Origin of the sequence: Bacillus cereus group sp. BfR-BA-01350 (assembly GCF_022663775.1) — a bacterium.
In the GTDB taxonomy this organism is placed as follows: Bacteria; Bacillota; Bacilli; order Bacillales; family Bacillaceae_G; genus Bacillus_A; species Bacillus_A paranthracis.
Genome location: NZ_JAKUGD010000004.1, coordinates 75337 through 90364, shown reverse-complemented (window position 1 = coordinate 90364; position 15028 = coordinate 75337). Strand labels below are relative to the sequence as shown.

The following is a 15028-nucleotide window of genomic DNA, read 5'->3' as shown; positions in this document are numbered from 1 at the left end:
TCAAAACTCTACTGATTAAAGTTTCATTTTATCCTGTTATGAATCATACACTTCTTTTGCATTCATAGAAGCCGCATCTAATAAAAGGAAAATGGCTGCTATAATATGTAGAACGATTACTATATAAGGAAAGAAGGCAACTAGAGTAACGATAATGCCGATATAATGAGGGTACGTATTCATGTCTACTTTTTTAGCTAATAAAATAGTAGTGATATGCAACACAATCAATAGAAGTAAAGGTATCCCATATAGGTTAACGTGACTTAGAAATAAATAATAACAAGGAAGTAATAAAAGATGATAGATCCCTGTAGTCCACTTTAGTGCTTGGATGTAGGTTTTCAAAGTGAATCCTCCTAAAATAATTCATATCTATATATTACCAAAAATAATATGTAATTGGATATTATATATTTGTAGATTTTAGTAGAATATAATAATTTTATGCAAACTAATTGTTGGGTATCTATAAAATAGAAAAACCACCCAAACGAGGGTGGTTCGTATTACAAATAATTACTTAAAGAAGAAAGCGGAACCTTCACTTCACTACCTTCCTTCATATTCCGCAGCATAGCGGTTTCTGTACTAAGTTCTTCTTCTCCAATAATAAGCACATAAGGGATATTCTCTTTATTGGCATAATTAAGGGCACGTTTTAATTTGCGTCCTGCTAGTTCGAGTTCGATTTTTAAGGAAGTGGTAGAACGTAATTGCTGGGCGATTTGTAAGCATTGTATTTCTGTTCCGAGCGGGATGATAAATACATCCGCTGTAGATGATACTGTTTCTTTCTGTGATAGTGCTGTATAAATAACGTCTAAACCGAATGAAATACCGACTGTTGGATAGTTCATATCATCACCACGGAATGCTCCGATAATATTATCGTAACGACCACCGCTACCGATGCTAGATGTAATCGAACCATCTTTTAAAAAGATTTCATATACGGTACCTGTATACATTGTGAGTCCTCGCGCTAAAAACGGATTGAATATAGCATTTTCATTTATTCCAAGTGCGATTAAAAATTGCTGTAATTGTTGTAATTCGTTTACTCCATCGGTAACGAGTGAATTATTGAAAGCTTCTTTAAAGTCAGCAATTGAAAGCTTTAGACAAGATAAAATAGTATTACATATCGTATCAGCCATTTCTTCAGAAATTCCGCGCTCTAATACATCTTTTCGTACGCCATCAATCCCAATTTTTTCGATTTTGTCTAATGATAAAATGACGTCACTCGTTAACTCAGTAGGGATGTTAATGGCCTGAAGAATACCGTTTAACAATTTTCGGTTATTATATTGGATCGTTACTTCTAAGTTTAACGTTCGGAACAGTTCAAACGCCATGCTCATAAGTTCAGCTTCTGCCATGACAGACTCAACACCGACGATATCAACGTCACATTGTATAAACTCACGAAATCTCCCTTGTTTAATAGGGCCATCTCGAAACACTTTCCCAATTTCATACCGTTTAAAAGGAAGGCGGATGTTCGGGTTCATTGCCACGACTTTTGCGAATGGAATTGTCAAATCGTATCGTAAGGCAAGGTCGCGTTTTCCTTGATCCTGAAGTGTATATATTTCTTTTAATATTTCATCACCACCGCCGTACTTGTATGACATAAGCTCATACATATTTAATGTCGGCGTTTCTAACGGTTTACATCCGTATCGCTCAAACGTGTCTTCACAAGCCCTTTTAATTTTATTTCGCAGCACTTGTTCCTCTGGTAAATAGTCTTTCGTTCCTTTTACATTTCTCATTTCCATTGTAATCACTCCTTTTTAAATTAAAAAAAGCTATGCAGGTATAAAAATACCCACATAGCTTTATGAACGCTTCGTGGGTCAACAGGAAAAGCCCTGTACCCACGAAGAAAAATTTTTCTTCGGATACAAGGCGTTACGTATGATGATGAAGTTGGAAAGAAGTATTAAAATTTTGCATTACAAATCTCTCCTTAACATAAGTTTTTCCAAATTATATCAGATGATTTTTGAATTATCAATATTTTTAGTTTTGAAAAATACGTGAAGTTATGTAGGAGAAATGGAAAAGGGTGTATAATAAAACTTAATAATATGAAATAACCGTTTAAGGAGAACGCTATGAAAAAAGATAAAACAAATGCGATGCGAATATTAGATAAAGAGAAAATTGAATATTCGATGATGTCATATAATCCAGACGATGGGAAAATTGATGGCGTATCAGTAGCCGAGAAAATTGGACGAGAAGTGAGAGAAGTATATAAAACGTTAATCGCTCAAGGAAATAGTAAAAATTATCACGTTTTTATCATCCCAGTAGATGAGGAATTGAATTTAAAAGCTGCCGCAAAAGCAGTAAGTGAAAAGAAAATTGAAATGATTCCTGTAAAAGATATTACGAAAGTTTCAGGATACATTCGCGGTGGTTGTTCACCAGTCGGAATGAAAAAGTTGTTTTCTACATGTATTGATGCGAGTGCTCAATCACTTGAAACGATTATTGTAAGCGGCGGGAAAATAGGTATACAAATTGAGCTGAAAGTGGATGACTTAGCGAAAGTGACGAGAGCGCAGTTTGGTGAGGTAACGAAGTAATGATACATAGGAAAAGAAGTTCTAGTTTTATTAACTTTAGATAAAGATTTATAGGATAGTTAGTCCATTATGAGGGCGGATTATCCTTTTTTATTTTCAAACTGGATAAACCAAATAAAGATTGAATGTTCAGTTTGATATAAACATATAATCTGAATCGTTTGTTTGGATTTTTGGGGACGACAAAGCCTCGGTGCGAGGACTTTAAATAAACAAGCAGAGTTACTCTTAAAGATAGACAAGTGACGGGAGAGTGTTTAATAGGGGTTCAAGAAATACCCAATCTTAGCTAGATGGGCATGGGGTGCTACCCTTGAAAGAGGATGTAGTGATTAATCATAGTTTATTGGGTTCTTCTTGGTTGATAGTAGTATAACATTATCATTAGTGATTCTAAATGTGATTATTCGTATATATTACTTTGGTTTTGTTATGTTTATATCTATGTTTTCTCTGGTTATAGATGGTGCATAACTTGAAATTGTATAATGTCTTTCCATAAATATTCCCTCATTGAGTAGAAGGAACGCCTATACTAGGAAATGAAAAAAGGGATATTTTAACAATGTAACCGGATTTTATAGTAAAATAGGTATCATGGTATAAATGTACGTTTTAGATATGAGCCCAATGAAACATAGGCTTATAGAATTGAGAAAGACCTAAAAACAAATAAGTTATATATTTTAAGACGGTAATACTTTAAGTGGTATATTTAGGGGATTAAGTAACTTAAATGATTTAAGATTCAAACTATATAAAAGTTAAAGTATATGACTAAGGAAAAGAAGGTTTTGTAGTGTGCCACACATTCAAGAATTAATTCTTACATAGGAGTGCTTATATGAAAACTTTGAAGCATGTAATAGTAGTATTATGTTTCTTATGTCTAAATGGTTGTAATCAAGAAAATGGAGCTGAGGTACAAGAATATATAAAAGAAAAACACGGTATTGATGTTGTTGTAACAGATTGGAGCCCGATAAATGAAAATAATGGTGGTAATACCTACCATACTGTACAAGAAAAAAATAACAAATATCTAAAATTCCGAGTAAAGGTACAAGGTCTCCTCTATTCGTATCTAGTAGGTGATGAATACCAATATGGGAAAAAAACATTTGAGGAATATAAGAAATTCAAACCAACTCTAGAAGAAATAAAAAAATTAGGATACGTGGAATCTGAAACGGAAAATCCTCTTCAATATATATTAGATAATAAAGATCCAGATGAAGGAAAACCTACTAATGAATTATTATTAACTTTGCAAATGAGTAACGAGATTGACTTTAGCCAATTGAATTCCGTAGAATTAGATCGTTTATATGCTCTATTTCAACTCATTCAGGAGAATAATAAAAAGATAACAGAACTAGAGATTAAGGATCAAAATGGTAAATCTTTAGGTGGTCCTTTTAAAAATGTGCAAGAAAAGATAACAAAAGAAGAACTGTTACGAACAATGAAATCTACGATGTCAGATGTCATAAACAAATATTAGTAAAATTGGATTAGAGCGCACAGCACAGTAGGGGCAAGATTATATGAAATGCAAAACGATTGATTCGCAATTAATAAAATCACTCTATAATCTGGCCCAATTGCTGAAAAATATGACCGGTATTTTTATAGCACTCTATTATTTCTGTACAAAAGAAGATTTTATGAGAGGGATATCGTCAGGTTTTTAGAAAATTTCCAGGTTAAGAGTATGCAAATTTTTATGTGGATTTTCAGCTAATTCAGTAACAAACGAGAATTTTAAAACTGAGCTAGGATAGGAATGTATAAAAAATACATGGATCCATGTAAAAAAGAAGGTTCTCTTGTGAGTATATGTTTTCCTCTTTTCATTGATGCCGATAATGAGACGTTTTGATAACCTCACATGAATACTCCATTCATGTGAGGTTATCAAAATTGTTTTTGCTGATGGTATAATCAAAATCATGGAGGGATATTATGTTGATTTTTTATGTAATACCATTGTTTCTTATATCCGGTATTTCAATATTTTTATTTTTCTTATCTGTTTCACCAAAAATTAAGGCTAAAAATTTATCATTGATAATAATCTGTTTAGCGATAAATGTATTTACAATTCCAATTTCTTGTTTGGTAGGTTCGTTTGTTTCTTATAAACATGAGGCGTCAACAGAATTTATATATAATAATCCACTTTATTTTTGGAAAGGATTTTTCTTTATTCAAATAATACCGTTTTTCGTGCTATTTGTGGCTTTGATATGGTGGTTTATCCGTAAGGGTAAAGAAAAAATCGAAACATAGAATTTTAAAATAACTTCCGCTTTCGAAAACTATATAAATAAGCTGTTCACTGGATTCCCATAGAAAACTGTGGTGAGATGAAATGTTTGATTTTGAAGTACTTCAAAATCTTAGCTAGATGGCTATGTAGCGGTACCCACATTAAAAAGGCAGGGACATATCAAATATGTCCCTGCCTTTGATTTTAGAGACATGTTTCCTAACAGTTGATTTTGTTAACGAAAGTTGACTTCAAATCCATATTTTGTGTGAAATAAAAGCATATAATAAAAGTATGAGGTGATGATGTGAAGGAGATAAACATTTATAAAATAATTGCGGATAAGAGAAAAGAAAAGGGGATTACGCAGGAAGAGTTAGCGGCGTATATCGGTATTACGAAGGCGTCTGTTTCCAAATGGGAGACGGGGCAGAGTTATCCGGATATTACATTTTTACCACTGCTAGCATCGTACTTTAATATAAGTATAGATGAACTAATCAGTTATAAACCGCAAATGGAACAGGAAGATATTAAAAATTTATATCATAGACTAGCGGAAGCTTTTAGTGAAAAACCATTTAATGAAGTAATGATGGAGTGTAGGGAAATCATAAAAAAATATTATTCTTGCTTTCCATTATTAATTCAAATAGGAATACTTTTTATTAATCATCACATGTTAACAGAGGATACGGATAAAAGAATTGAAACTTTAGAAGAAGCAATTCATCTCTTTAGCAGGGTTCAGGAAGAAAGTGATGATGTTTCTCTTGTGAAAGAGGCGGTATCGTTTCAAGCAACTTGCTATCTTATACTCAATAAACCGAATGAAGTATTGCAATTGCTTGGTGAAACGATACGTCCTAACGTTCCAGAGGAAGATTTAATCGCACAGGCGTATCAAATGCTTGGAAATACTGAAAAGGCGAATGAAATAATGCAAATTAGTATGTATCAACATTTAATACAACTCGTTGCGACAATACCGAATTATGTAGTAGTAAATGCCTCAAGCGTTGAAAAAGTAGAGGTAATTTTAAATAGAGCTTTCATGTTAATAGATATATATGAAATAGAAACATTACATCCTAATATGACTTTAAAAGTATACTATGCTGCTGCGCAAGTATATTGTATGCAAGGCAATTTTGAAAGAGCATTAGAAATGTTACGTAAATATGTAGCAGTTTGTGCGGCAAGCTTCACAGTAAATAGTCTGCATTTACACGGTGATTCATATTTTGATGCGATTGATGGATGGTTTGCAGAGTTTCCGCTCGGCGCTAAAACAGTTAGAAATGAAGAGATTATAAAGCGAAGCATGCTACAAAGTATTGCAGAGAATCCAGTTTTTGCTCCAATGAAAGATGTAAGAGAGTATAAAAATATAATAACGAGTTTGAAATTTAAATTGGATATAAAAGAATAGGGGTGACAAAATGATGACTTTTGATGAATATGAAGTAGCGATAAAGAGTGAGTGTACTTTACAAGGTACGATTACAAGGCCCAAAGCTGAAGGGAAGTATGCGGCTGTTGTTATTATCGTGGGATCTGGAGAAATTGACCGTGATGGAACGATCGTACCGCTAAAGCTTGAGGCGAACATATATAAAGATTTAGCGCATGTAATAGCGGGACAGGGTGTAGTGACGCTCCGCTTTGATAAGCGCGGAGTAGGAAAGAGTGGTGGAGAATTTCTAAAGACTGGAATGTGGGATTTAGTTAGTGATATAGAGTCTACGATTACGTATTTAAAAGAACAACCATTTGTTGATCCGGAAAATATCATTTTAGCTGGTCATAGTGAAGGTTGTATGTTGGCAACTGTAGTAAACGCAAGAACACCAGTTAATGGGCTTATCCTTCTTACAGGAGCTGCGGAATCATTAGAAGAGGCTACGAAAAGACAAAGAGAAATTGCATATAAAGAACTAAAAGAACAGAAAGGAATAAAAGGAAAACTAATGCGTCTTCTCAATGTGGAGAAACGTGGAGAGAAGCAGATGGAAAAAATAAAAAAGAAAATGATGAACACAGAAAAAGATATGATTAAAGTTGGTTTTAAACCGATGAACGCAAAGTGGTTTAGAGAGCATTTTCAGCATGATATTTATAAAGATTTACAACAAGTAACATGTCCAGTGCTAGCTATCGCTGGTGATAAAGATATTCAGGCTGATCCTGAAAGAGCGAAGCGAATCGGTGATTATGTGAAGGGGGATTCTGAAGTACATGTAATAAAAGATATGGATCATAGTTTGAAAAGTTTTGAGGGGGATTTCAAGGCTTTAGAGTTTAAAAAGAATTATGAAGAAGGGGCAAGAAAGCCACTTCATCCAGAGCTGGAAGAAATAATTATAAATTGGATGGAATCATATTTTATCCCCGGTAGTAGGACTCTTACATCAAAATTAGGTGAATATGAGGAAGATGGAAGGGAGAGTAACTGCCTGTAAAAGACAAACTGGTGTGGGGGAATGGTAGGTGTAAGTACTTCTGTAGTTTCAAACATATTCCCCTGAGTGTAGGTTCTATAAATACCCTATAAATAATCCAGGCTATTTAATATTAGGAAGAAGCCAACTATACACATAATCCATGACAGAGCTGATCCTGTACTATTAGCGATTTTCATTCGAAGCCTCTCGAGAGGTTTTTGCATCCAGCGACCAAATAGGAGATAGAAGAGAAACAGTACGAGAGAGGGCAATACCATAATAAAGTTGTATCCCGCTAAAATAGAAGACCATTCTATCCAGGATAGATTAGAAGTAGTAAGTATGCCAATTGCTGCAAAATAAGGAAATGCAGTACCCGCTTCAATGAATGTAGTAGTGAATCCTAGCGCAATCATAGAAAAAATGCTTTTTGATTTTGGTGAGGGAATCTCTGAATTTTTCTTTGGTGGAATATAAAAGCTTGCGATGAATAATATGACGCCAATAATGAAGAACGACCAGCTTACGATTCGGTTTTGAAATACGTCAGAAATAATCTTAAACAAAAAATCTAATCCTAACATAAGTGAAACTCCAACAGCAAAATAACATCCTGCTATCGTCAATAGATAAACGAATAAATGTTTCGTGAGACGCTCTTTATCTGTTAAAAGTAGATATATTGTTACTCCTATTGTAGTAGGGCTTAGCGTGTCTAATATAGCTAATCCGCCTATTAGGAGAAGTTGCTCTGTACCCATTGTGCTTTCCCCCTTATTCCGGCTCAGGATTATTTTTTTTAGTCATAAAAATGGCATATGCCTCGTTCATAAACTGAAGCACATCTTGATCGATTGGATATAAACTAAGTTTCTCTGATTGTTCGGGAGCCATCCTTATCTCCCAAAGCTTATTTAGAAATTCATCCTCACCTTCAAATTCTTCTAAGCGTTTTTCCTCCATTCGTCTTATGATATTTTGAACTTTCGTTGCTTTTGGGCCATCCTTCATATAACGCTTTAACTGGCCGATGAGAGCAATCCATTCGAGTGAATCAGAGCAGTCACTTGCCATTTTAGGAACCTTTTCCAATAGTTTTATTTCTTTTTCTTTAAATACAGATTCGCGATAATACTGTTGTATTTCTTTATCTTTGCTGGATAATTGCATGATTTTTTGAATCGCGATCCAGCTTTCTTCTCCCTCTAACGCAATTCCATTTATCATTTCTCGTAAGGATAATTCTATTTTCTTTAAATTTTTCTGCTCATTTATTACATAAGATAATTGGCTCTTTAAACTATCCGACCAATCCCACTCATTGAAGTCGAGCATATGTTTAATCTCTTGTAACGGAAAGCTAACCTTTTTTAAAAATTGAACGTGCTGAAGTTTTTTTATTTCTTCATTTGTATATAAACGATGGCCCCCCTCTGTTTTGGATGCTGGTTTTAATAATCCGATTTTATCGTAATAACGCAGTGTTCTTACTGTAACGCCTGTCAGTTCTGCAACTTTATTAATGTGTATCAACTGATAAACCTACCTTTCTGTACGTTAAGATTTTATCTTTAACGATTATTTTCTTATTTCGCATCTAACCTTCTTTACTAAGAAGATTTTTAAGTAAGTAGCCTGCTCCTAATCCAATTAGTACACCAGGAAATGCATAATCTAATGTCAGTCCGATACCTGCACCTATAATGACACATCCATAAATAATAATATCGCCCTGTTTCATCTGGAAACCTCCTATTTTTCTAATTTCTTTTATGAAATTGCTAAATAGTAGCTACTTAACAGTATATAAAATGACCTAACGTCAACTTCAAGTGTTTTTGATTATTATTAATACATTTATATAAACCTTTAAAGCGCCCTCTAACGGAAGAATTAATTTTAAAATATTTTGCGGGCTTATCGTTCCAAAATATTTATACTAAAATATATAATACGGGGGTGTGGTTAATGGGTAGAAAGATTAGTTTTAATAAAGAGCAAGCTTTAAATAAAGCTATGTATTTATTTTTGGAGAAAGGTCATAAGCCGAGCTACTCTCTACGATAGTTTTTGAGGTAAGGATGCACTATTTAAACTAGCTGTGGAACATTATAAAAACTTTGGTGCCTTAGCATACAAAATTCACGTATTGTTCTTGCTATCCTGAGGTGAAATGGGAGGGAATGTCTTTTGGGAAGCATGCCTGTAAAGTTATTTTTTAAATCAATCCTATTTTTTTTCTTATGCGGTATTGTTGTTTATTCTATATTTCAGATTATGTTTGTCTGGAGTGCTTCGACAGGATTAGGAAGGGATGATATAGTCGGATTTTCTGATAATAAGTATGTAATTGGTCGTCCACCTGTTAGCTATAATTTATATAAAAAAGATAGTGGGAAAACTATATTAGATAATGTTATTGGTTATAAAAAAGGAAAAACGAAAAGCTATGTTCGGAATGAAATCGAATTTGTAGTGATAAATGAGATAAAGGGTAGCTATGAATTGTATAAAATAGAAAAGGCTTCAGAAAAGGATATAGAACGGCTGAAAGAAATGCAGAAATTAGAATGAAAGAGACTATTTGAAGGATAAAAATGCTGTTGGGTTGAAATAAAATTTAATAAAAGACTAACTTCAGTATTTTTCATTTTTAACAAACTTAATTGGAATTTTACAAATGCACACATGTTATTGTTAAATCTAAAAAATGGTTTAGACTGATAACTGAGTTTTATTTCATGAAAAAAATCAGCATAAAAATAAAGCATTAGGAGTTCAGTCCCATGTCTATCAAACTAATTAAAGTTTCTTTTTCAGAGATAGAAAGGAAATGAAATCATGGAAAAATCAATAAAAAGTGAATTAATTGGAATGTTTATCTTTAATGAAACTTTACATACATATGTACAAAACGAAGGAAAAGTACATTGGGAATTGGATGTTAGAAACGAGCATGTACAAGTACATGAAATGCTGAAAAGAGCAGAAAAGCTTTATGTATGTTTAGAGGAATTTGATAAAAAAGCTAAGCTTGCTATAGCGGAAGAATTAATAGAGTATAAAAATGATTTTTGGCCTGAATATGATGAGAATGATGAACATTTAGATTGGGATGCTGTAGATGCAGGAGAATATGATATGACGAAAGAAACATTTGAGCAATCTATTACTCTTATGGACATTGTAATGAGAGAAAATGATATATATTGCGAATTCAATGATGGAGATGTATTTGGTGGCCATAGAATCCATGCTTCTTTTGACAATGAGTACAATTTATTAGCTGCAGAGATTTAGCTTTGAGAGATGCAAGTGAAAAGGATTGATTACTATAATCAATCCTTTTTTCATTATTATAAGATAACGGGGAAATAATAGGGAGAAAGTTTCATAGTTTTAATACGGTCCCCACTCAATATTCACGCCAACAATAAGAAAAATAAGTCCAATAATAAACCAAATGAATGCAAGTGGAGCCATAAATCGAATCCATTTTCCATAAGAAATACCGCTCGCTGCGAGAACGCCCATTAAAACACCGGAAGTTGGATTGAGGCAGTTCACTACACCTTCGCCGAGCATAACAGCTTGTACTGTAACTTGGCGTGTAATGTGCATGAAATCAGCTAACGGAGCTAATATCGGAATAAAAATAACAGATTCACCTGTACCGGATGAAATAAGGAAATGCAATGCGGCACTACTTACATACATACCGATTACGCCAAATACTGGGCTTTGTCCTTCGAGAGACTGTGCGAGTTGGTTAACGATTGTATCAAGTAATTTACCTTGTTCCAAAATGACTGAAATACAACGAGCCATTCCAACGATCAAAGCACCGTATATGAGATTTTGGCAGCCTGTTAGAAAAGTAGAAGCGATATCGTTTGCTTTCATGCCACCTATTATTCCGGCTGTAATTGCTATGAAAATAAAAGTAGCAGTCATTTCTGCGTCTGTCCAATGTAGACGAAAAGCGCCGATTAAAAATGCAATTAATGATAAAGCTGAAACGAGTAAAATTAATTTATGACGTATTGTCCAAGGAACTTCTGTTTTTTGCGCCTCTTTTCCGCTTGAAAGAGCATTACTTGGAAACCAGTTGTCGCCGAGAATGCTTCCTTTATTCGATTTCTTTAAGCGTTTTATATACCAATTAATATATAGAATGGTAGCAAGTAAAAAAGAGAGATAGATTGCTGTACGTAAACCAATTCCCGAAAACATCGGAAGTTCTGCAATCTTTTGTGAAATGCCTAAAGGTGAAGGAGATAATATAGTAGCATTAAAACCAGCATAAGTCCCTAAATAAATAATTGCTACGCCGACGATAGCGTCCCATTTTAATGTGCGTGCAACGATGATGCCGATGGGGATAAAGCCGATAACTGAGTTAACGATAATGCCAGTCGTTCCGAGAATGGAAAAGAGTGCGGCGACAATACATATGAAAAGTAATTGCTGATTACGAAATTTGTTAATAACATGATAGATTAAACCGTCAAGAGCACCGGTTTTTTCAAGAATCGCAATGGCACCGCCTGTAAATAAAATTAAGAAGATGATCGGAGCAGCAAGTGTCATTCCTTTTTCAATAGCGGTAAAAAAAGAAACAAACCCTACCGGTGATTGCGGAACAGAATGGTAACTTCCTGGTATTGTCGTTGTAACAGTCCCGTTTGTAACTCTTTTAAATTCTCCTGCAGGAACGAAATACGTAGCTATTGCACAAAGCAGAGCAATAAAAAATAGTAGTACGTACGCGTCAGGCATTTTAAACTTTCGTTTACTAGGCTGTTTTTTTACTTCAGTTTGTAATTGCATAAAACCCCTCCTTTTTTCACTTGGTTAATTTTCAATATTCTGAAATTTATCTGTGAAATAGATTATAATAAAGGTGGCTTCGTAAGGCAATAGTTTTTCTGTCCTTTTCCCGCACATACAAATTCTTGCAACATTAGACAGGGAAACGAAAATAATCCAAGAATATGTTAAATAGAAAGTAAAAAGAAAAGAGGGAAAAAGATGTGGAAAACTACGGATCTATGTGATGAGTTTGAAAATGAATTACAAATATGTCGCCAGTCTTTTCGATCTTTTGGGAAGAAAGAACAATTCCACGGGAAAATTGCAACGGTAAAAGTGAAGGATGATAATGTACTAGTGAAGGAAGGGTTGCAAACATTACCAGAAGGAACGGTATTAGTTGTTGATGGGGGAGCGTCTACGAATTGTGCGTTACTCGGTGATAATTTGGCAGCTATTGCGGAGGAAAGAAAGCTAGCAGGAATTATTGTATATGGATACGTTCGTGATTCTAGTGAACTAAAGAATATAAATATAGGTATTTTAGCGTTAGGGACAATGCCGAATAGAAGTGTAAAAGAAGGGAAAGGAGAACGAAATATTTCATTGCAATTTGGAGGAGTAGAATGGAAGCCGGATGAATATGTGTATGTGGATGAAGATGGCGTCATTATTAGTGAAAAGAGTTTGCATCGTTAAAGGTTAGTAAGTTACTATTCTTAGAAAATAAATCCGATAAAGCATGGACAAAATTCTTTGTCAATAGTAAAATAATACAGAAATTTAAAATTAACAGAATGTATAGGTTTATCGTTTTACGATAACTTAAATGGAAGTAAGTTGTGCCTAGAAAAGTGAATGTTATCACAATGATACGTTCATGAACAAAATTATTTTTCCTATACAAATATAGCCGCGAATGATGCGGGTAGGAGGTGTTGCACAGTTTGTTCGACACTTACAAAAAAAGAGTGTCAATTGCACGCCCTTGAAGGGCCTTTTTTTGTGTGAATAGTAGTAAGGGAGGAAATTTTGGGATGGCAATGTTAAAAAAATGGCTGCTTACGTCGTTAATGGCAGTTACACTTGTATTTGTTTCTTTTGCGAATACAGTACATATTACGTTTGCTGAAGGAAATACAGCAAAACTTGCAATTATTGGTGAATCACAAAAGGGCATTATGTTATGTCCGAAAGAAGAGCAAATTAAAGATGGGGAAACAGCTTTAAGCTTGCTACAAAAAGTCATGGGGGACAAAGTAGAAGCTGAAACGATGTCGTTTGGAACGTATGTAAAAGGCATTGATGGCTTAATGGCCGGGGCTACAAGCGGCTGGCTATATGATGTAAATGATCAATCTGCAGAAGTTGGAGCGGATAGTTATAAATTAAAATCTGGAGATGTTGTTGTTTTCCGATTTGTTTCAGATTGGAACAATATGAGTCAAGAAACATTACAACAAACATTAGATAAATTTGGTACTTGTAAAACTGTAGAAGAACCAAAAACAGATGATCCAAAACAAGAAAAACCAGAAGAACCAAAGACGGATGATCCAAAGCAAGAGAAACCAGAAGAACCAAAGACGGATGATCCAAAACAAGAAAAGCCAGAAGAACCAAAAACGGATGATCCCAAACAAGAAAAGCCAGAAGAACCGAAGACGGATGATCCAAAACAAGAAAAACCAGAACAACCAAAGCAAGAGAACATTCAAGTTCCAGCAGCACAAGTAAATGACGCGATCTCTAAAACATCTGAAAAGATGTTACAAGATGGAATTGAAAGTGATTGGGTAGCGCTAGGTCTTTCTCGTTCTGGAAAGGATATACCAATCGAGGCGAAATTAAATTATGTTAAGGCTGTAACTGAAAAGGTAGAAAAGCGCGTTAATCGTTTTTCAGCGACAGATTTAGCTAGAACAATTATTATGATGAATGCAATGAATGCAGACCCAAAAATGGTAGGCGAACATAATTTAGTTCAAAAATTGTACGAATCAGATAAAGTGAATTCTGTTACAGGTTATACATTTGCTTTACTTGCATTTGATACGAAAAAATATGAAATTCCAGTAGATTCAAAATGGAATCGAGTTGCTTTAGTAGATGCACTTTTAAACGCGCAACATACAGATGGCGGTTGGACTTACGATAGCGCAAGCAGTAAAGATAGTGCTAGTAGCGTTGATGTAACAGGTATGGTTTTATCAGCATTAGCTCCTTATCAAGACCGAGCAGATGTGAAACCAGCAGTGCAAAAGGCTGTCGCATACTTATATAATGAACAACTAGAAAATGGCGGTTTCTCTGCTGATGGACAAGAAAATTCTAATAGTGTTGCGCAAGCAATTATTGGATTATCACTTGTGAAAGATGTAGATCAAAACCGTCTACATAAGGCAGTGCAAAATCTATTGTCATATCAACTTCCAAATGGTGAATTTAAATGGTTACCAGGCGATCAAAACGGTAGCGGAATGGCAACAGAGCAAGCGTTATTAGCTTTACTTCAGTTTAAAGATCTTGGAAAATCGATTTATGACTGGTCAACTGAATCTGTTACTGAAATTAATCCAAAACCAAATGTAGATTCAGAAAATGTTGTAGTAGAAAAAGAAGTTACTGAACAACCAGAAGAACAAAAACAAGTGCAACAAGAAACAAAAGATGACACTTTAAAAGTTGTTGTGGATAACGAACCGGTTAAAAATAAAAAATCCGGAAACGGTAGCACATTACCGAAAACAGGAGCATCTTCTCATAGTGCAGCGACAGAAGTAGGTATGGGTGTATTATGTATTGCTTCTGCATATGTATTATGGAGACGTAAAGCAGCTTAACAAAAATTAGGAGCAATCATTTGCTCCTAATTTTTAATATGAAAGGTGAGAGGC

At 34.4% G+C, this 15028-nt stretch carries 15 protein-coding genes and 1 pseudogene; 10 read left to right on the top strand and 6 right to left on the bottom strand.

The genetic code is table 11. The features are described 5' to 3' along the window. Positions 1 to 36: 36 nt before the first annotated feature. Together MR147_RS11035 and MR147_RS11030 are read right to left on the bottom strand one after the other, a co-directional pair. Positions 37 to 348 (bottom strand): hypothetical protein, encoded by a 312-nt coding sequence (locus MR147_RS11035; protein WP_000860710.1) that lies wholly within the window; start codon positions 346 to 348, stop codon positions 37 to 39. 161 nt (positions 349 to 509) lie between these two features. Next, complete coding sequence (locus MR147_RS11030; RefSeq protein WP_242304174.1) at positions 510 to 1787, bottom strand: histidine--tRNA ligase; 1278 nt, start codon at positions 1785 to 1787, stop codon at positions 510 to 512. A gap of 339 nt (positions 1788 to 2126) precedes the next feature. Here MR147_RS11030 and ybaK point away from each other — a divergent pair, with 339 nt between their 5' ends. The 5 genes from ybaK to MR147_RS11005 all read left to right on the top strand — a co-directional run bounded on the left by ybaK (position 2127) and on the right by MR147_RS11005 (position 7337). Next, positions 2127 to 2603, top strand: coding sequence for a Cys-tRNA(Pro) deacylase (ybaK, locus tag MR147_RS11025; RefSeq protein WP_000710879.1), 477 nt, complete (start codon positions 2127 to 2129; stop codon positions 2601 to 2603). Positions 2604 to 3447: 844 nt separating this feature from the next. After that, entirely contained in the window at positions 3448 to 4107 is a 660-nt protein-coding gene (locus MR147_RS11020) for a hypothetical protein (protein ID WP_242304173.1), read from the top strand. Positions 4108 to 4568: 461 nt separating this feature from the next. Continuing rightward, positions 4569 to 4895, top strand: coding sequence for a hypothetical protein (locus MR147_RS11015; RefSeq protein ID WP_242304172.1), 327 nt, complete (start codon positions 4569 to 4571; stop codon positions 4893 to 4895). Positions 4896 to 5182: 287 nt separating this feature from the next. Then, on the top strand, positions 5183 to 6307 hold the full coding sequence (locus tag MR147_RS11010; protein ID WP_242304170.1) for a helix-turn-helix domain-containing protein: 1125 nt from the start codon (positions 5183 to 5185) through the stop codon (positions 6305 to 6307). A 13-nt stretch (positions 6308 to 6320) separates the two neighbouring features. Continuing rightward, on the top strand, positions 6321 to 7337 hold the full coding sequence (locus tag MR147_RS11005) for an alpha/beta hydrolase family protein (RefSeq protein WP_242304362.1): 1017 nt from the start codon (positions 6321 to 6323) through the stop codon (positions 7335 to 7337). 86 nt (positions 7338 to 7423) lie between these two features. Here the strand turns inward: MR147_RS11005 and MR147_RS11000 are convergent, their stop codons facing one another. The 3 genes from MR147_RS11000 to MR147_RS10990 form a co-directional block, all read right to left on the bottom strand. Beyond that, entirely contained in the window at positions 7424 to 8080 is a 657-nt protein-coding gene (locus MR147_RS11000; protein ID WP_242304168.1) for a GAP family protein, read from the bottom strand. A gap of 13 nt (positions 8081 to 8093) precedes the next feature. Then, on the bottom strand, positions 8094 to 8852 hold the full coding sequence (locus MR147_RS10995; RefSeq protein WP_074609232.1) for a MerR family transcriptional regulator: 759 nt from the start codon (positions 8850 to 8852) through the stop codon (positions 8094 to 8096). 64 nt (positions 8853 to 8916) lie between these two features. Continuing rightward, positions 8917 to 9060: a hypothetical protein gene (locus MR147_RS10990; protein ID WP_175574539.1), complete on the bottom strand. Its 144-nt coding sequence runs from the start codon at positions 9058 to 9060 to the stop codon at positions 8917 to 8919. Positions 9061 to 9287: 227 nt separating this feature from the next. On the opposite strand from MR147_RS10990, the pseudogene MR147_RS27240 reads away from it, so the two are divergent. The 3 genes and pseudogenes from MR147_RS27240 to MR147_RS10980 form a co-directional block, all read left to right on the top strand. After that, positions 9288 to 9390: pseudogene (locus MR147_RS27240) on the top strand (TetR/AcrR family transcriptional regulator); the annotation flags it as partial. A 128-nt stretch (positions 9391 to 9518) separates the two neighbouring features. Further along, entirely contained in the window at positions 9519 to 9893 is a 375-nt protein-coding gene (locus tag MR147_RS10985) for a hypothetical protein (RefSeq protein WP_396022887.1), read from the top strand. 267 nt (positions 9894 to 10160) lie between these two features. After that, entirely contained in the window at positions 10161 to 10619 is a 459-nt protein-coding gene (locus MR147_RS10980) for a DUF2262 domain-containing protein (protein ID WP_074609234.1), read from the top strand. Between the two features lie 99 nt (positions 10620 to 10718). Here MR147_RS10980 and MR147_RS10975 read toward each other — a convergent pair whose 3' ends face one another. Further along, on the bottom strand, positions 10719 to 12149 hold the full coding sequence (locus MR147_RS10975) for a YfcC family protein (RefSeq protein ID WP_074609236.1): 1431 nt from the start codon (positions 12147 to 12149) through the stop codon (positions 10719 to 10721). A 201-nt stretch (positions 12150 to 12350) separates the two neighbouring features. Here MR147_RS10975 and rraA point away from each other — a divergent pair, with 201 nt between their 5' ends. Continuing rightward, positions 12351 to 12830: a ribonuclease E activity regulator RraA gene (gene rraA, locus MR147_RS10970; RefSeq protein WP_074609238.1), complete on the top strand. Its 480-nt coding sequence runs from the start codon at positions 12351 to 12353 to the stop codon at positions 12828 to 12830. Between the two features lie 338 nt (positions 12831 to 13168). Further along, complete coding sequence (locus MR147_RS10965; protein ID WP_242304165.1) at positions 13169 to 14974, top strand: DUF4430 domain-containing protein; 1806 nt, start codon at positions 13169 to 13171, stop codon at positions 14972 to 14974. Positions 14975 to 15028: the final 54 nt, after the last annotated feature.

What these genes read in the sequence shown, in the direction of transcription:
- rraA (WP_074609238.1), top strand. Translation starts at nt 12,351, where the DNA reads ATGTGGAAAACTACGGATCTATGTGATGAGTTTGAAAATGAATTACAA.
- MR147_RS11020 (WP_242304173.1), top strand. Translation starts at nt 3,448, where the DNA reads ATGAAAACTTTGAAGCATGTAATAGTAGTATTATGTTTCTTATGTCTA.
- ybaK (WP_000710879.1), top strand. Translation starts at nt 2,127, where the DNA reads ATGAAAAAAGATAAAACAAATGCGATGCGAATATTAGATAAAGAGAAA.
- MR147_RS10985 (WP_396022887.1), top strand. Translation starts at nt 9,519, where the DNA reads ATGCCTGTAAAGTTATTTTTTAAATCAATCCTATTTTTTTTCTTATGC.
- MR147_RS11005 (WP_242304362.1), top strand. Translation starts at nt 6,321, where the DNA reads ATGACTTTTGATGAATATGAAGTAGCGATAAAGAGTGAGTGTACTTTA.
- MR147_RS10975 (WP_074609236.1), bottom strand. Translation starts at nt 12,149, where the DNA reads ATGCAATTACAAACTGAAGTAAAAAAACAGCCTAGTAAACGAAAGTTT.
- MR147_RS10980 (WP_074609234.1), top strand. Translation starts at nt 10,161, where the DNA reads ATGGAAAAATCAATAAAAAGTGAATTAATTGGAATGTTTATCTTTAAT.
- MR147_RS11000 (WP_242304168.1), bottom strand. Translation starts at nt 8,080, where the DNA reads ATGGGTACAGAGCAACTTCTCCTAATAGGCGGATTAGCTATATTAGAC.
- MR147_RS10965 (WP_242304165.1), top strand. Translation starts at nt 13,169, where the DNA reads ATGGCAATGTTAAAAAAATGGCTGCTTACGTCGTTAATGGCAGTTACA.
- MR147_RS11015 (WP_242304172.1), top strand. Translation starts at nt 4,569, where the DNA reads ATGTTGATTTTTTATGTAATACCATTGTTTCTTATATCCGGTATTTCA.
- MR147_RS11030 (WP_242304174.1), bottom strand. Translation starts at nt 1,787, where the DNA reads ATGGAAATGAGAAATGTAAAAGGAACGAAAGACTATTTACCAGAGGAA.
- MR147_RS10990 (WP_175574539.1), bottom strand. Translation starts at nt 9,060, where the DNA reads ATGAAACAGGGCGATATTATTATTTATGGATGTGTCATTATAGGTGCA.